This is a genomic window from Streptomyces sp. ITFR-16, from assembly GCF_031844705.1.
GTDB lineage: Bacteria > Actinomycetota > Actinomycetes > Streptomycetales > Streptomycetaceae > Streptomyces.
The window spans coordinates 3,213,986-3,230,351 of the sequence record NZ_CP134609.1; the positions used below are offsets into that span (position 1 = coordinate 3,213,986).

The window sequence follows — 16,366 nt, forward strand, 5'->3', positions numbered from 1 at the left end:
GCGGGGGCCTGCGGTCAGTGCGTCGACGCGTACGCCACGAAGTCGGCCCAGGCCGCCGGGGCGAAGCCGAGTTCGGGGCCGGGGATGTTCTTGGAGTCGCGGACGTGAACGGCGGTGAGGGCAGCGGCCACCTCGACGCACTGAGGCCCGTCGTTCGTGCTGTAGCTGCTCTTGACCCAGCTCAGGTCCGCAGAGCTTCCGGCCGAGGGCTTGGCACTCATGTCTCTCCCAGCAGTTTTTCGATAAAGGTCCGCGACAGCCGAGGCGTGAGCGCTTGTGCCCTGATCATGCCGTACCGCATCTCAAGGATCTGTACTTCCTTGGGATCACTGATCAGCCGACTGGTGAGTTGGACCTCGTTGTGCCCCACAGCCGTGCCGTCTCTCAGCTTAAGCACCTCGTGCGAGCCACCCAAACCCGCGTGCTCCTCGGTTTCCGTCGGCATCACCTGGATCTCGACGTGTCTCAACGAGGCCATTTCTAGCAGGTGTTGGAGCTGTCCACGCAACACGTTTTTCCCACCCGTCGGCCGCCTCAGCGTCGCCTCCTCCTGCACAAAGGTCAGGAGGGGAGAAGGCCTGCGCTCGAAGATGGACTGACGGGCCATACGCGCCGCGACAAGCCGGTCGATCTGCTCCTCCGCGTACGCGGGGCGCCGCTCCTGATACAGGGCGCGCGCATACGCCTCGGTCTGGAGCAGGCCGTCGATGACGCCGCTGGCGTACGACCCGAGCTCCACGGCATCGGCCTCCAGCTTGGTCAGATCCCGGATCTTCTTCGGGTACCGCGCCTCCGCCACGTCCTGCTTCATCGCGGAGATCTTGCCGCCCGCGCCGAGGGCCTTGTCCGACTTGTCCAGGAACTCCGGCTTGGGGATCCGTGTCCCGGCCTCCACCTTGTAGACCAGGTTCTCGCTGTAGCCGATCAGCTCGCCGAGTTCCGCCGGACGTAACCCCGCCGCCTCGCGCCAGAGCCTGATCTGCCGGCCGACCGCCGCGATCACCGCACCCGAATCGTCCTCGGGTTCGATGTCCCATCCCGGCTCGTCCACAACGCCGTTGACACCCATACGCCACCCGCCTCCACCCGCATCCCGCACCCGAGCGCTGTACGCGATGGACAGGTCCGTACAACCGCTGGACAGTCACCGTCCGTACACGCGTCACTCCTGTTCAGGGTAGACACCAACGGCCACGCTGAGTGATGTGAACCGAGAAATCACCCACCCCCGCATCCGCAGCGGCCAGTTCGCCGTCCAGCTCTCCGCCACCCGCCGGGGCGCCCGGCTCGCCCGGCTGCTGGCGACGGAGCAGCTCCGCTCCTGGGGCCTGCCCCTCGACGACGCGGCTCTCGTCGTCGCCGAACTCGCGGCGAACGCCACGCTGCACGGACACGTACCGGGACGGGACTTCCGCGTCCTGCTGCTCGTCGACGAGGACACGCTGCGTGTCGAAGTGACGGACGTACGCGGCGAGGAACTCCCCCGCCTCCAGGAGCGGAACGACATCGCCGACGGCGGGCGCGGGCTGCTGCTCGTCGAGGCGCTCGCCGCCCGATGGGGCGTCGAGCGCGGGCCGTTCCCCCGCAAGACCGTGTGGGCGGAACTCGCCCTCGCACCGGATCGTGCCCACCGCGACCCGGTCCGCCGCGACCCGGTCCCCCACGACGCAAAAAGCTTTTAAGTCCCTGGGAAGAAGAAACCAACCAGACCCGGCCCACCCGGGTGGGCCTCAGCGGGCCCCGCGCGCCCGCGAGCGCCCATCACCCGCACGGGTGAGCTTGCCCAACTGGGCTGGATTTCGCCCCGGTTGCCTGGCATATGCTCACGAAACCAAACTTCAGAACTGAGACGGCCCCCGCCGGGACACCAAATCCCGAGCGAGGGCCTGACCACCGAGGAAGGCAACAACTTCCCGATGGATACCCCGCAGATTATCGCGCCCCCGCGCGCCCCGTCCGGCGGCGTCGTACACATGAATGTGCGTCACACCAGCCACTTCACCGTCGTCGGCAACCACCTCGCCCAGCACCCCGGCCTCTCGCTCACCGCGATCGGCCTCGCCACGCACATCCAGTCGCTGCCCGCCGGAGCCAAGATCGGCATCAAGTGCCTGGCCGAGCGCTTCCCGGAGAGCGAGACCCGCATCGCCGGGGCCCTGCGCGAGCTGGAGACCTACGGCTATCTGAAACGCACCCGCGAGCGCCTTCCCAGCGGCCGGGTCGTCACGCGCACCACGTCGTTCAACAAGCCGGGCATCGCGCCCTCGCGCCCGCCCTGCCCAGCGCCTGCCGGGCCGCCACCCGTCGTACGGGAAGAGCCCGCACCGCGCCCGGCCGCGCCCGCGAAACCGATGGTCACCGGTCCTGCGGATCTGCTCCCCACCGCCTCCGAAGTCCTGGCCCGCCTGCGCCTCGTCTCCGACGCCCTGCCGCTCTCCTCGGTGGAGGTACGGACGCTGGCCCCCGCCGTCGCCGCCTGGCTGGAGCGCGGCGTCACCCCCGAGGCCGTCACACGGGCCCTGACGACGGGCCTCCCCGCTCCACTGAAGCACCCGGCGAGATTCCTGGAACACCGGCTGACCACCCGCCTCCCGGCACCGCTGCCGCCCGCCGTCCCGGTCGTCCCGCACGACCCGCTGCAGAACTGCGACGGCTGCGACCGCGCGTTCAGAGCCCCCGAGCCGGGGCACTGCACCGAGTGCCGGTGGGAGCGGCCCGCTACGGCGTAGCGGCCCCGTCCGGCGACCGCAGCCAGCCGCCCGAGCGGGCCGTCTCGGTTGCCGTGCGCAGGAGTTGGGCGACGGCGGGGCGGGCGCCAGAGCAGGCCCGCGGGCAGGCTGGACGCGGCCGAGGCACCGACCACGGAGACGGCGTCGCCGCGTACCACCGGGGTGTGGCCGGCGTCGAACGACAGCGGGCGCAGCATCAGGTCCGGGCTGACGCCGACACGGTCGAGGACGGCGATGATCGCGTCGTAGTGGCCGGGGTTGGCCTCGCGCGGGTGGATGAGCAGGGTCTCACCGGCCAGGGCCGCGGGGTCGACGGCGGGCAGGGCGGCGAGCCGGTGTCCGGCGGCCAGCAGGACGCCCTGCGGCTCCAGCCGTACGAGCGTGCGCACCAGTTCCGGCGTGGGCGGCGGGCAGCGGACCAGGCCCGCGTCGAGCGTGCCGTCGGCGACCCCGGCGAGGATCTCGGCGGTGGGGAGCAGCCGGGTGGTGGCGGTGAGGCCCGGCAGCCGCTCGGCCAGGGCGGCGAGGAGGGCCGGGGCCGTCTCGTAACTCGTGCTCATGCTGTACCCGAGCGCCAGCGTCCCATGCTCGCCGCCGGCGAAGCCGCGTACATCGCGCCAGAGCCGGTCGGCGTCCTCGCAGAGGGCGGCTCCGCGCTCCATCAACACCCGCCCGGCCTCGGTCGGTTCGACGGAGTGGGTGGTGCGGTCCAGGAGCTGGACGCCCAACTCCTTCTCCAGCTCGCGTATCTGCCGGCTGAGAGCGGGCTGGGCGATGTGCAGCCGCTCGGCGGCGCGCGTGAAGTTGCGCTCCTCGGCCACGGCCAGGAAGTAGCGCAGACGCCGGAGTTCGGACATGCGCAGCAGCATACGAGCCGCGCTGACCAGCGGTGATGCCGGCCGGTTCTGGAGCGATCGAGAACAGGTCTTTCCCTGCGCGGCCCCCGCGCTCCTAGCGTTCGGGAGTCAGCGGATACGAGCAACGGAGCAGGCCATGAACAGCACTCACCCCAGCCCCAAGGACGTCGTCCTCGACTACATGAACACGCTCGTCGAGGGGGACATGGACCGGCTGCGGGCGTTCTTCGGTCCCGACGTCACCTGGACGCTCGCCGGGGATCTGCCGGTGTCGGGGACCTGGACGGGGCCGGACGAGATCTTCGACGACTTCGTGGGCCAGATGGTCGCCCGGCTGGTACCCGAGTCGGTGGAGATCGAGTTCGAGGGTGTGATCGCGGAGGGCGAGCGCGTCCTGGCGGAGTGGAACACCCGGGGGCTGACGCGGAAGGGCGCCCGGTACGACCAGCACTGCCTGGCCGTGTTCACGGTGCGCGACGGCCGGATCGCCTCCGTGCGCGAGCACTTCGACACCTTGCACGCCCACACCGTCGTCTTCGCCTGAGAAAGAGGAGGGAGCATCCGATGAGAGCGCTGGTCCCCACCGGAACATCGGTCCTGCTCGGCGAGGCACCCGAGCCCGAGCCCGCCGCCGACGAGGCCCTGGTCTCGGTCGAGGCGTACTCGGTCAACCGGGGCGAGACCTTCCAGCTGGACGGGCAGCTCGGCCGGCGGTGGCCCGGCTGGCGGCCCGGCAAGGACGTCGCGGGCACGGTGATACGGGCGGCGGCCGACGGCACGGGGCCGGCGGCGGGCACCCGGGTCGTCGCCCATCCGCCCGCGTACGGCTGGGCCGAGCGCGTCGCGGTCCCGGTCCACAGCGTCGCGGCCCTCCCGGACAGCGTCGACGCGGTGACCGCTGCGGCGCTCCCCCTGGCGGGCATCACCGCACTGCGCCTACTCCGGGCGGCGGGCCCGGTGGCGGCCCGGCGGCTGCTGCTCACCGGGGCGAGCGGGGGCGTCGGCCACTACGTCACGGAGCTGGCGGCGTCCTCGGGCGCGGCGGTCACGGCGGTCAGCGCGACGCCGGAGCGGGGGGCCGGGCTGCTGGAGCGGGGCGCGGTGGACGTGGTCACCTCGCCGGACGCCGCCGGGGGCCCGTACGACATCGTGCTGGAGTCGGTGGGCGGCGCCTCCCTGCCGGCCGCCCTGGCCCGGCTCGCCCCGGGCGGGCTGCTGGTCTGGTTCGGCCAGGCGAGCAGGACCCCGGTGACGCTGGACTTCTTCGACTTCTTCAAGGGCCCGGGCCAGGCCCGTATCGCGCACTTCGACTACACCCGCGCGGACACGGCGTACGCCACCGACCTCGCCACGCTGGTCCGTCTCGTGGCGGGCGGCCGCCTGCACCCGGAGATCGGCTCGGTCCGGGACTGGTCCCGTACGGCGGACGTCATCGGGGACATCCGGGGAAGGCGGGTGCGGGGGAACGCGGTGCTGACAGTGGGGTGAGGTCCCGGGCGCGGCAGCGATGAGTTCGCCGGGCGCGGGGAGTCTCACACTGAAGGCACCCACCAATGGAGGAACGCATGCCACAACTGCTGAGGGTCCAGAACTTCAACGTGTCGAGCGACGGCATCGGCGCCGGTGAGGACCAGACGCTGGAGAGGCCGTTCGGGCATGTCGATCCGGAGCGGCTGTTCTCCTGGGCCGGGGACACGGCGAGCTGGCCGATGCGGACCGAGCCGGGCGGGAGCCGGGGGCTGGACGACTATCTGACCCGGGACTATCCGCACAACATCGGCGCCGAGATCATGGGCCGCAACAAGTTCAGCCCCTACCGGGGTCCCTGGGAGAACCTCGACTGGCAGGGCTGGTGGGGCGACGAGCCGCCGTTCCATACGCCGGTGTTCGTCCTGACCCACCACAAGCGCCCCTCGATCACGCTCTCCGACACCACCTTCCACTTCGTGTCCGGGGAGCCCGCCGCGATCCTGGAGCAGGCCAAGGAGGCGGCCGGGGGCAAGGACGTCCGGCTCGGCGGCGGGGCCACCACCATCAGGGAGTTCCTCGACGCGGACCTCGTCGACACCCTGCACGTGGCGGTCTCGCCGAAGAAGTTCGGGACCGGGGTACGGCTGTGGGAGTCGCCCGACGAGCTGCTCGACCGCTTCCACCTGGACGTCGTGCCCAGCCCGAGCGGGGTGACACACCACCTGTTCTGGCGGAAGTGAGCCCGGGCGGGGAGGGGGGAACCAGACTTTGCATGATCATGCGAGATGATGCATAATCTTCCTATGTCTAAGGTCCTCACCTCCCTGCCCACCGGCGAGCGCGTCGGCATCGCCTTCTCGGGCGGCCTCGACACCTCGGTCGCGGTCGCGTGGATGCGCGACAAGGGCGCCGTCCCCTGCACGTACACCGCCGACATCGGCCAGTACGACGAGCCCGACATCGCCTCCGTGCCCGGCCGCGCCAAGGCGTACGGCGCCGAGCTGGCGCGGCTCGTCGACTGCCGTGCGGCGCTCGTCGAGGAGGGGCTCGCCGCGCTGACGTGCGGGGCCTTCCACATCCGCTCGGGCGGGCGCGCGTACTTCAACACCACGCCGCTCGGCCGCGCCGTGACCGGCACACTGCTGGTCCGGGCGATGCTGGAGGACAACGTCCAGATCTGGGGCGACGGCTCCACGTACAAGGGCAACGACATCGAGCGGTTCTACCGCTACGGCCTGCTGGCCAACCCGCACCTGCGGATCTACAAGCCCTGGCTCGACGCGCACTTCGTCACCGAGCTCGGCGGCCGCAAGGAGATGTCGGAGTGGCTGGTCGCCCATGACCTGCCCTACCGCGACAGCACGGAGAAGGCGTACTCCACCGACGCCAACATCTGGGGCGCCACGCACGAGGCGAAGACCCTGGAGCACCTGAACACCGGCGTGGAGACCGTCGACCCGATCATGGGCGTGAAGTTCTGGGACCCCTCGGTCGAGATCGAGACCGAGGACGTCACGATCGGCTTCGACCAGGGCCGCCCGGTCACCATCAACGGCGAGAAGTTCGGCTCCGCCGTCGACCTGGTGATGAAGGCGAACGCCATCGGCGGCCGGCACGGCATGGGCATGTCCGACCAGATCGAGAACCGGATCATCGAGGCCAAGAGCCGGGGCATCTACGAGGCCCCGGGCATGGCCCTGCTGCACGCCGCGTACGAGCGCCTGGTCAACGCGATCCACAACGAGGACACCCTCGCGCAGTACCACAACGAGGGCCGCCGCCTCGGCCGGCTGATGTACGAGGGCCGCTGGCTGGACCCGCAGGCGCTGATGGTCCGCGAGTCGATCCAGCGCTGGGTCGGTACGGCCGTCACCGGCGAGGTCACCCTGCGGCTGCGGCGCGGCGAGGACTACTCGATCCTCGACACCACGGGCCCGGCGTTCAGCTACCACCCGGACAAGCTGTCCATGGAGCGCACCGAAGACTCCGCGTTCGGCCCGGTCGACCGGATCGGCCAGCTGACCATGCGCAACCTCGACATCGCCGACTCCCGGGCCAAGCTGGAGCAGTACGCGGGCCTCGGCCTGATCGGCACCGCCAACCCGGCCATCGGCGCGGCCCAGGCCGCCGCCACCGGCCTGATCGGCTCGCTCCCGGAGGGCGGCGCCGAGGCGATCGCCTCGCGCGGCGAGGTCTCCGAGGCGGACGAGATGCTGGACCGCGCCGCGATGGAGTCCGGCACGGACTAGGGCGTGTCGTCGAACTGGTGTCGTTGCCCGCAGCCCGGCAGACGCCAGTTCGACGACACGCCCCAGGACCCCGGCGAGAACGCGGGCCGGCCCGGCGCATCACGCGCCGGGCCGGCCTTTTCGTTGCCCGCCGGGCCGCTTGTCCGCTTGTCCGCCGCGCCGGCGTCAGGCCCCGGCCTGGAGGCGCAGGCCCGCCAGCGTCAGCTCCAGCGCGGCCAGGAACTGCTCCTTGTCGTCGTGCCCGTCGAACTCGTCGACGATGTCGTGCAGGAACGGGAACTCCTCGGCGTCGAACTCCCGCCACGTACGCGCGTAGCGGCCTAGGAACTCGACGCGGTCCACAGCGCCGTCGAGCACCTCCTCCGGCGGCTCCTGCCCCATGTCGACGGCGCTGCCGACCACCACGCCCACGACCGCCGACACGGCGTGGAACCGCTGCTTCGGGGTGAGGTCGAGCCGGAGCGTCTGGCGCCCCAGCTCCTCGTAGAGCCGCAGCGAGTTGCCCCGGTCGGCGATGTTGCGCATGAAGTGCCCGCCCAGCCAGGGCCGGTCCACGATCGCGTCGAAGAGCGTGACGGCCATCGTGCGCAGGTCGTCGATCGGGTCGCTGCTGCGGCTCTGGCCCTCGACGGCGGTGAGCACCCCGCCGAGCACATGGTCGATGGCTCGGTCGAGCAGCTCGTCCTTGCCCGAGACGTACCAGTAGATGCTGCCGACGCCCGTGCCGAGCCGGGCGGCGAGCGCGCGGAGGGTCAGCGCGGGCGCGCCCGCCTCGTCGAGCAGGGCCACGGCCGCGGTGAGAACGGCCTCGATGGAGTGCGAAGCGCGCCGGCGCCCCCGGGCGGGGCGGTCGGCGGGTCGTGGTCGCGGGCCTGTCATGTCCTTCATCCAATCACAGCTTGCCTCTTCATCGAACCATGTTCTATGGTCGAACGACGTTCCATTGTCGAACCTCGTTCGATGTTCGGCATCCCGAGAGGAGGCCCGCCATGACCACGACCGCCACCGAGCCCGCCGCATCGCGCACCTATCCGTCGCTGCGCGCGGCATGGATCCCCCTGGCCGCGCTCTGCCTGGCCTTCTTCGTCGAGATGGTCGACAACACACTGCTCTCCATCGCGCTGCCCACGATCGGCCGCGACCTCGACAGCAGCACGACCTCGCTGCAATGGGTCACCGGCGCGTACTCACTGACGTTCGGCGGCCTGCTGCTGACAGCCGGATCGATGGCCGACCGGCTGGGGCGCCGCCGTGTGCTGCTGGTCGGCCTGGCCGTGTTCGGCCTGCTGAGCCTGGCCGTCGTCGCGGTCACCACCTCGGGCGAGCTCATCACCCTGCGGGCCGGACTCGGCATAGCCGCAGCGGCGATGGCCCCCATCACCAACTCGCTGGTCTTCCGGCTGTTCGACGACAAGGCGCTGCGCATGCGCGCGATGACCCTGATGATCGTCGTCGGCATGTCCGGTTTCGTCCTCGGCCCCCTGCTGGGCGGCACCGCCCTGGCCCACGTCCGGTGGCAGTGGCTCCTGATCGTCAACGCCCCGATCGCCCTGATCGCGGCCATCGGCGTCCGCCTCGGCGTCCCCGCCGACCGGCCGCAGACCCTGACCCGCGACAAGCTCGACCTGCCGGGCGCCGCACTGAGCGTCGCCACCATCGGCCTCGCCTGCTACGCGCTGACCAGCGGTGTCGAGCACGGCTGGCTCTCCGCGCCCACCGTCGGATCGCTCCTGGGAGCCGTCGCCGCGGGCCTCGCCTTCGTGTGGCACGAGCGGCGCAGCCCCTCCCCCATGCTGGACCTCCGGCTCTTCTCCAACGGCACCGTCCGCGGCGCCGCCATCGCCCAGATCGGCACGGCCATCGCGATGGCCGCCGTGATGTTCGGGCTGATCCTGCACTTCCAGTACGCCTACGGGTGGAGCCCGGTTCGGGCCGGACTGGCGAACCTGCCCCTCATCGTGACCATGATCGTCGCCACCCCCCTGTCCGAATGGCTCGCGAAGAGGTTCGGCCACCGCATCGCCTGCCTGGTCGGCGCGGCCTGCCTGGCCGGCTCGCTGGCGGGCCTGTCCTGGGGCGTCGGCCACGGGTACGGCGCCATCGCGGCCTGCATGGTCCTGATGACCGTCGGACTGCGCACCGTCATGACGATCTGCGCCATCGCGCTGGTCGACGCGATGCCGGGCAACCGCACATCGATGGGCACCGCGCTCAACGACACCGCGCAGGAGGTCGGAAGCAGCGTCGGCACCGCGGTGGTCGGCACCCTGATCGCCGCGCTGGTCACCACCCGGCTGCCCGCGGGCACCTGGAGCGACGCGCTGGTGGCGTCGTTCTTCCACGGGGAGCGGATCACCTACGCCCTGCTGGCGGTCGTCGTCGGTCTGGTCGCGGCGGGCGGCGCGCTCACCCTGACCGACTCCCACGCCACCGAGGAGCACGGCTAGGGCGTGTCGGGGGTGGCGGAACCGGCCTTCTCCGTGCGGCCCCAGGCCCCACGTGACCGACCCCACCCCCCACTCCGTTAAAACTCCCGCAACAATAAACCTGTGATCACTTCGCCGACACGGAGCACGAACCGACGCGCCGAGCCCGCCGCTACGCCGTACGTCGACCTCTCCCGGGCGGAGTGGAGCGCGCTGCGCGACAAGACGCCGCTGCCGCTGACCGCCGACGAGGTGGAGCGGCTGCGCGGGCTCGGGGACGTCATCGACCTCGACGAGGTGCGCGATGTCTATCTGCCGCTCTCCCGGCTCCTGAATCTGTACGTGCAGGCCACCTCCGGGCTGCGCGGCGCGCTGAACACGTTCCTCGGGGACGCGGGCAACGGGCACGGGGCGCAGCGCGGAACCCCGTTCGTCATAGGGGTCGCGGGCAGTGTCGCCGTGGGCAAGTCCACCAGCGCCCGTATCCTCCAGGCGCTGCTGGCTCGCTGGCCGGAGCACCCGCGCGTCGAGCTGGTGACCACGGACGGCTTCCTGCTGCCGATGAAGGAGCTCCGTGCGCGCGGCCTGATGTCGCGCAAGGGCTTCCCGGAGTCGTACGACCGGCGGGCCCTGACCCGTTTCGTCGCCGACATCAAGGCCGGCAAGGACGAGGTGACGGCCCCCGTCTACTCGCACCTGATCTACGACATCGTGCCGGGCGAGCGGCTCACCGTACGGCGTCCGGACATCCTGATCGTCGAGGGGCTCAACGTGCTCCAGCCGGCCCTGCCCGGCAAGGACGGCCGCACCCGGGTCGGGCTCGCCGACTACTTCGACTTCAGTGTGTACGTGGACGCGCGGCCCGAGGACATCGAGACCTGGTACCTGAACCGCTTCCGCAAGCTGCGGGCCACGGCCTTCCAGGACCCGTCCTCGTACTTCCGCAAGTACACACAGGTCTCCGAGGCGGAGGCGATGGAGTACGCCGCCACGATGTGGCGGACCATCAACAAGCCCAATCTGGTGGAGAATGTCGCGCCGACCCGGGGCCGGGCCACGCTGGTGCTGCGCAAGGGCCCCGACCACAAGGTCCAGCGGCTGTCCCTGCGCAAGCTCTGAGCCGCCCGAGCCCCTACGAGGAGCGTTGTGCTGCATCTGCGCCTGATCGTGCCCGCCGGCCGTACGGACGAGGTGACGGAGCTGCTGGAGCGGACCGTCGGCACCGCCCATCTGGTGGTGCTGCCGGGGGTGGCGCGCGATCCGGTGGGTGACGTGGTCATGTGCGACGTGGCGCGCGAGGCGGGCGACGAGCTCATCGGGGAGCTGCGGCGGCTCGGCGTCGACACCTACGGGTCGATCGCCGTCGAGGACATGGACCTGACGCTCTCCGCCAGCGCCGACCGGGCCGAGAAGGCCGCCCCCGGCGAGGGCGCGGACGCGGTGCTGTGGGAGGAGCTGACGGAGGCCACCCACGAGGACTCGACGTTCAGCGTCACCTATGTGTCGTTCCTCGCGGTCGCGACGATGCTCGCCGCCTGCGGGGTGATGCTCGACAACGCGATCCTCATCGTGGGCGCGATGGCGGTGGGCCCGGAGTTCGGGCCGCTGGCCGGGATCTCCACGGCCCTGGTGCAGCGCGCCCCGCGCCTGGTGGGGCGCTCGCTGGTGGCGCTGGTCGGCGGGTTCGCCGTGGCCATGGTGGTGACGGCCGGGTTCGCCTGGCTGCTCGACGCCCTCGGGCTGTTCGACGAGGCCATGATCGAGGCCGACCGGCCCAACACGGCGTTCGTCTGGCAGCCGGACTGGATGTCGTTCGTGGTGGCGTTCCTCGCGGGCATCGCCGGGACGCTCTCGCTCACCTCGGCGAAGTCGGGCGCGCTGATCGGGGTCGCGATCTCGGTGACGACCGTGCCGGCCGCCGCCAACGCGGCGGTGGCCTTCAGCTACAGCGACTACGCGCAGATGTCCGGCTCAGCCAAACAGCTGACGGCGAACCTCGGCGGGATCGTGCTGGCGGGAACGCTGACCCTGCTGCTCCAGAAGGCGCTGTGGCGCACCGCCCAGCGCCGCCGGCGGGACAGGCAGGAACCGTCCGTGGCGACGGACGCCTGACGCGGGCGGTCCGGGCGGCGGGGGCGCGTCCACGTACCCGCACCCGCCGCCCGGACCGGTCCGGTCCGCCCCGCTCAGCCCAGCGCCGACTTCACCACGTCGGCCAGCCGGCCGGCCACCGCGCGGGCCTGCTCGATGTCGGCCGCCTCGACCATGACCCGTACCAGCGGCTCCGTACCCGACTGGCGCAGCAGCACGCGGCCGGTGGCGCCCAGCTCGCGCTCGGCCTCGGCGACGGCCACGGCCAGCTCCGGGGAGGTGGACACGCGGGACTTGTCGACGTCCGGGACGTTGACGAGCACCTGCGGAAGGCGCTCCATGACCCCGGCGAGGTCCGCGAGGGAGCGGCCGGTCGCGGCGACCCGGGCCGCCAGCATCAGGCCGGTCAGCGTGCCGTCGCCGGTCGTGGCGTGGTCCAGCACGATGACGTGCCCGGACTGCTCGCCGCCCAGCGCGAAGCCCTCGGCCTTCATCGACTCCAGGACGTAGCGGTCGCCGACGGCGGTCTGGACGAGCTGGATGCCCTCGCGCTCCATGGCGATCTTGAAGCCGAGGTTCGACATCACGGTGCCGACCACGGTGTCCTTGCGCAGCTGCCCGGCCTCGCGCATGGCGAGGGCGAGCACCGCCAGGATCTGGTCGCCGTCGATCTCCTCGCCCGCCGCGTCCACGGCCAGGCAGCGGTCGGCGTCGCCGTCGTGCGCGATGCCCAGGTCGGCGCCGTGCTCGACGACGGCGGCGCGCAGCAGCGCCAGGTGCGTGGAGCCGCAGCCGTCGTTGATGTTCAGCCCGTCGGGCTCGGCGCCGATCGTGACGACCTCGGCCCCGGCCCGCGCGAACGCCTCGGGCGAGACGTGGGAGGCCGCGCCGTGCGCCTCGTCGAGGACGACCTTCAGCCCGTCCAGCCGGTTGGGCAGTACGCCGATGAGGTGAGCGACGTAGCGGTCGAAGCCCTCGGCGTAGTCGTTGACGCGGCCGACGCCGGCGCCGGTGGGACGGGCCCACGGCTCACCGGTGCGGTGCTGCTCGTAGACCGTCTCGATGCGGTCCTCCAGCTCGTCGGCGAGCTTGTGGCCGCCGCGGGCGAAGAACTTGACACCGTTGTCCGGCATGGCGTTGTGGCTGGCGGAGAGCATCACCCCGATGTCGGCCCCCAGCGCGCCCGTGAGGTAGGCGACGGCGGGGGTCGGCAGCACGCCGACGCGCAGGACGTCGACGCCCGCGCTGGCGAGGCCGGCGACCACGGCGGCCTCCAGGAACTCTCCGGAGGCGCGCGGGTCACGGCCGACCACGGCCGTCGGCCGATGGCCCTCGAAGGTGCCCGCCTCGGCCAGTACGTGCGCCGCAGCGACCGACAGACCGAGCGCGAGCTCGGCCGTCAGGTCCGCATTGGCGACACCGCGCACGCCGTCCGTGCCGAAGAGTCGTCCCACTGGTGTCCTCCGAGAGTGCTCCGAAACGCAAAAAGTCAGTGCAAGTAACCAACAAGCCTATGAACGTCTTATGCCGTTATATGCCCGAGGGTGTCGATAAACGAACGCCCCGGCAGCACGAGGTGTGCCGCCGGGGCGAACGTGTAACGCGGATGAGCAGGCGGTTTAGCGCTTGCTGTACTGCGGGGCCTTACGGGCCTTCTTGAGACCGGCCTTCTTGCGCTCGACCGCACGGTCGTCGCGGGAGAGGAAGCCGGCCTTCTTCAGCGTGGCGCGGTTGTTGTCCACGTCCGCCTCGTTCAGCGCACGGGCCACACCGAGGCGCAGGGCGCCGGCCTGACCCGAGACGCCGCCACCCGAGATGCGGGCGATGACGTCGTAGCGGTTGTCGAGCTCGAGCACCTTGAAGGGCTCGTTGACTTCCTGCTGGTGCACCTTGTTGGGGAAGTAGTCCTCAAGGGTGCGACCGTTGATCTTCCACTTGCCGGTGCCCGGAACGATCCGGACGCGGGCGATGGCGTTCTTGCGACGGCCCAGGCCGGCCGCGGGCTGCGGGTCGCCGAAGCGGCCCGCGAGCGACTCGGAGGTGTACTCACCCTCGACGGGGACCTCCGACTCGAAGGTGGTCACCTCGGCGAAGGTCTCCTCGCCCTCGGTGCCCTCGACGGGGGTCTCAACAGTGGTCTCGGCCACGATGCTCCTCAGATCTTTCTTTACGTCTTTGGGGGGAGGCCGGAACTACTGCGCGACCTGGGTGATCTCGTACGGGACCGGCTGCTGCGCAGCGTGCGGGTGCTGGTCGCCCGCGTAGACCTTCAGCTTCGAGATCATCTGACGGCCCAGGGTGTTCTTGGGGATCATGCCCTTGATGGCCTTCTCGACGGCCTTCTCGGGGTTCTTCGCGAGCAGCTCGTCGTAACGAACCGAGCGGAGACCACCCGGGAACCCGGAGTGGCGGTACGCCATCTTCTGGGTCTTCTTGTTGCCGGACAGGTGAACCTTGTCGGCGTTGATGATGATGACGAAGTCGCCCATGTCCATGTGGGGGGCGTAGATCGCCTTGTGCTTGCCTCGGAGGAGGTTCGCAGCCGTGGTGGCCAGACGGCCGAGGACGATGTCCTGGGCGTCGATGATGTGCCACTGGCGAGTGACATCGCCGGGCTTGGGGCTGTACGTACGCACTTCGTAGCCTTCGCTTCTTCAGTGGATGGGGTCCAGACACACGGCACCTCTGAAGCGATATGCAGCTGGGGCTCACAATCGCCGGGGACGCTGCCCGTATGCGAGCCACTGGTAACTGCTCCAGGGAACCTACGTAAGGGCCCTTCGCGTGAGAACGACGCAGCCAATACGTATAACAATCGACGAGACTACCCGCCCCGCCCCGGGCGGGTCAAAACGCGCCGCCTACCGCGCCCGCTCGACCCGCCGCTCGTCCCAGACCGGCTCCGTGGTCTCCCGCACCACGCCGTCCGAGCCGAAGACCAGATACCGGTCGAAGGACTTCGCAAACCAGCGGTCGTGCGTGACGGCCATCACGGTCCCGTCGTACACCTCCAGGCCGTCCTGAAGGGCCTCAGCCGACTCCAGGTCCAGGTTGTCCGTCGGCTCGTCCAGCAGCAGCGCGGTCGTGCCCGACAGCTCCAGCAGCAGGATCTGGAAGCGGGCCTGCTGGCCGCCGGACAGCTTCTCGAACGGCTGGTCCCCCTGCCGCTCCAGCTCGTACCGCCGCAGCACGCCCATCGCGCCGCCCCGGTCCTTGGCGTGCTCCGTCCACAGGATCTCGACGAGGGTCTTGCCGAGCAGCTCCGGGTGGGCGTGGGTCTGCGCGAAGTGGCCGGGCACGACGCGCGCGCCGAGCTTCCACTCGCCGGTGTGCGCCACCGGCTCGCCCGCCAGCAGCCGCAGGAAGTGCGACTTGCCCGAGCCGTTGGAACCGAGGACGGCGACCCGCTCCCCGTAGTAGATCTCCAGGTCGAACGGCTTCATCAGACCGGTCAGCTCCAGGTTCGTGCAGGTCACCGCCCGCACCCCGGTCCGCCCGCCGCGCAGCCGCATCCGGATGTCCTGCTCGCGCGGCGGCTCCGGCGGCGCCCCCGCCTCCTCGAACTTCTTGAAGCGGGTCTGCATCGCGTGGTAGCGGTTCGCCATGTCGGGGCTGTTCGCCGCCTGCTGCCGCAGCCGCAGCACGAGCGCCTTCAGCCGGGCGTGCTCCTCCTGCCAGCGGCGCAGCAGCTCCTCGAAGCGCGCGAACCGCTCCTTGCGGGCCTCGTGGTAGGTGTCGAAGCCACCGCCGTGCACCCACACATCGCTGCCGGCCGGGCCTGGCTCCACGCTGACGATCTTCTGCGCTGCGCGGGAGAGCAGCTCCCGGTCGTGGGAGACGAAGAGGACCGTCTTACGGGTCTCCCTCAGCCTCTCCTCCAGCCACCGCTTGCCGGGGACGTCCAGATAGTTGTCCGGCTCGTCGAGCAGCAGCACCTCGTCGGGCCCGCGCAGCAGCGCCTCCAGCACCAGCCGCTTCTGCTCACCGCCGGACAGCGTGCGCACCTCGCGCCACTGCGCCTTCTCGTACGGGACACCGAGCGCCGCCGTCGTGCACATGTCCCAGACCGTCTCGGCCTCGTACCCGCGCACCTCCGCCCAGTCGCTCAGGGCCTGCGCGTACGCCATCTGCGCGGCCTCGTCGTCGACGGTGAGGATCGCCTCCTCGGCCCGGTCGACGGCCTGCGCGGCCTCCCGGATGCGGGGCTGCGCGACGGAGACCAGCAGGTCGCGCACCGTACGCTCGTCGCGCACCGAGCCCACGAACTGCCGCATCACGCCGAGCCCGCCGCTCACCGAGACCGAGCCGCCGTGCGGCTGGAGCTCCCCGGCGAGCAGCCGCAGCAGCGTGGTCTTCCCGGCGCCGTTCGCCCCGACGAGGGCGACCACGGCACCGTCCGCGACGCGGAACGAAGCATCGCCGAGCAGCACCCGCCCGTCCGGTAGGTAGTACTCCAGATGGCCTGCTTCAAGATGTCCCATACCCAGCATTGTCACGGCCCGCGAAGCCCTGGCCCAACCGGTTTGTGTTCCGTCTAGGATTCG

At 70.9% G+C, this 16,366-nt stretch carries 16 protein-coding genes and 1 pseudogene; 9 read left to right on the top strand and 8 right to left on the bottom strand.

Features of this window, described 5'->3' with window-relative positions:
• Nucleotides 1-14: 14 nt before the first annotated feature.
• Both RLT58_RS14145 and RLT58_RS14150 read right to left on the bottom strand, forming a co-directional pair.
• A complete protein-coding gene (locus RLT58_RS14145; protein ID WP_311310757.1) occupies nucleotides 15-221 on the bottom strand; it encodes a DUF397 domain-containing protein in 207 nt (68 codons plus the stop codon).
• A complete protein-coding gene (locus RLT58_RS14150) occupies nucleotides 218-1,069 on the bottom strand; it encodes a helix-turn-helix domain-containing protein (protein WP_311310758.1) in 852 nt (283 codons plus the stop codon). The genes RLT58_RS14145 and RLT58_RS14150 overlap by 4 nt, the downstream gene beginning before the upstream one ends.
• 136 nt (nucleotides 1,070-1,205) lie before the next feature.
• Here RLT58_RS14150 and RLT58_RS14155 point away from each other — a divergent pair, with 136 nt between their 5' ends.
• Nucleotides 1,206-1,682: an ATP-binding protein gene (locus tag RLT58_RS14155; RefSeq protein ID WP_311310759.1), complete on the top strand. Its 477-nt coding sequence runs from the start codon at nucleotides 1,206-1,208 to the stop codon at nucleotides 1,680-1,682.
• A gap of 234 nt (nucleotides 1,683-1,916) precedes the next feature.
• Complete coding sequence (locus RLT58_RS14160; protein WP_311314518.1) at nucleotides 1,917-2,729, top strand: helix-turn-helix domain-containing protein; 813 nt, start codon at nucleotides 1,917-1,919, stop codon at nucleotides 2,727-2,729.
• A gap of 137 nt (nucleotides 2,730-2,866) precedes the next feature.
• Here the strand turns inward: RLT58_RS14160 and RLT58_RS14165 are convergent.
• Nucleotides 2,867-3,598, bottom strand: a pseudogene (locus RLT58_RS14165) (LysR family transcriptional regulator); the annotation flags it as partial.
• Nucleotides 3,599-3,722: 124 nt separating this feature from the next.
• On the opposite strand from RLT58_RS14165, the gene RLT58_RS14170 reads away from it, so the two are divergent.
• The 4 genes from RLT58_RS14170 (at nucleotide 3,723) to argG (ending at nucleotide 7,305) form a co-directional block, all read left to right on the top strand.
• Nucleotides 3,723-4,130: a nuclear transport factor 2 family protein gene (locus tag RLT58_RS14170; protein WP_311310760.1), complete on the top strand. Its 408-nt coding sequence runs from the start codon at nucleotides 3,723-3,725 to the stop codon at nucleotides 4,128-4,130.
• 20 nt (nucleotides 4,131-4,150) lie between these two features.
• A complete protein-coding gene (locus RLT58_RS14175) occupies nucleotides 4,151-5,074 on the top strand; it encodes a zinc-binding dehydrogenase (protein ID WP_311310761.1) in 924 nt (307 codons plus the stop codon).
• A 77-nt stretch (nucleotides 5,075-5,151) separates the two neighbouring features.
• The gene (locus tag RLT58_RS14180) at nucleotides 5,152-5,796 is read left to right on the top strand and encodes a dihydrofolate reductase family protein (protein ID WP_311310762.1); all 645 of its coding nucleotides are present in this window, start codon (nucleotides 5,152-5,154) and stop codon (nucleotides 5,794-5,796) included.
• A 63-nt stretch (nucleotides 5,797-5,859) separates the two neighbouring features.
• Nucleotides 5,860-7,305 (top strand): argininosuccinate synthase, encoded by a 1,446-nt coding sequence (argG, locus tag RLT58_RS14185; protein WP_311310763.1) that lies wholly within the window; start codon nucleotides 5,860-5,862, stop codon nucleotides 7,303-7,305.
• A 165-nt stretch (nucleotides 7,306-7,470) separates the two neighbouring features.
• Here argG and RLT58_RS14190 read toward each other — a convergent pair whose 3' ends face one another.
• The gene (locus tag RLT58_RS14190; protein WP_311314519.1) at nucleotides 7,471-8,118 is read right to left on the bottom strand and encodes a TetR/AcrR family transcriptional regulator; all 648 of its coding nucleotides are present in this window, start codon (nucleotides 8,116-8,118) and stop codon (nucleotides 7,471-7,473) included.
• Nucleotides 8,119-8,294: 176 nt separating this feature from the next.
• On the opposite strand from RLT58_RS14190, the gene RLT58_RS14195 reads away from it, so the two are divergent.
• The 3 genes from RLT58_RS14195 to RLT58_RS14205 all read left to right on the top strand — a co-directional run bounded on the left by RLT58_RS14195 (nucleotide 8,295) and on the right by RLT58_RS14205 (nucleotide 11,843).
• On the top strand, nucleotides 8,295-9,752 hold the full coding sequence (locus tag RLT58_RS14195) for an MFS transporter (RefSeq protein ID WP_311310764.1): 1,458 nt from the start codon (nucleotides 8,295-8,297) through the stop codon (nucleotides 9,750-9,752).
• 102 nt (nucleotides 9,753-9,854) lie between these two features.
• Complete coding sequence (gene coaA / locus RLT58_RS14200; protein ID WP_311310765.1) at nucleotides 9,855-10,850, top strand: type I pantothenate kinase; 996 nt, start codon at nucleotides 9,855-9,857, stop codon at nucleotides 10,848-10,850.
• A gap of 27 nt (nucleotides 10,851-10,877) precedes the next feature.
• Nucleotides 10,878-11,843: a DUF389 domain-containing protein gene (locus tag RLT58_RS14205; RefSeq protein ID WP_311310766.1), complete on the top strand. Its 966-nt coding sequence runs from the start codon at nucleotides 10,878-10,880 to the stop codon at nucleotides 11,841-11,843.
• 74 nt (nucleotides 11,844-11,917) lie between these two features.
• Here RLT58_RS14205 and glmM read toward each other — a convergent pair whose 3' ends face one another.
• From glmM to RLT58_RS14225, 4 genes are all read right to left on the bottom strand, one after another.
• Nucleotides 11,918-13,276 (bottom strand): phosphoglucosamine mutase, encoded by a 1,359-nt coding sequence (gene glmM / locus RLT58_RS14210; RefSeq protein WP_311310767.1) that lies wholly within the window; start codon nucleotides 13,274-13,276, stop codon nucleotides 11,918-11,920.
• Between the two features lie 165 nt (nucleotides 13,277-13,441).
• Nucleotides 13,442-13,969 carry a 30S ribosomal protein S9 gene (rpsI, locus tag RLT58_RS14215; RefSeq protein ID WP_311310768.1) on the bottom strand — a complete coding sequence of 176 codons (528 nt, stop codon included), beginning with the start codon at nucleotides 13,967-13,969 and terminating at the stop codon, nucleotides 13,442-13,444.
• 45 nt (nucleotides 13,970-14,014) lie between these two features.
• Entirely contained in the window at nucleotides 14,015-14,458 is a 444-nt protein-coding gene (gene rplM / locus RLT58_RS14220) for a 50S ribosomal protein L13 (protein ID WP_018550601.1), read from the bottom strand.
• A gap of 225 nt (nucleotides 14,459-14,683) precedes the next feature.
• Nucleotides 14,684-16,312, bottom strand: coding sequence for an ABC-F family ATP-binding cassette domain-containing protein (locus RLT58_RS14225; RefSeq protein ID WP_311314520.1), 1,629 nt, complete (start codon nucleotides 16,310-16,312; stop codon nucleotides 14,684-14,686).
• Nucleotides 16,313-16,366: the final 54 nt, after the last annotated feature.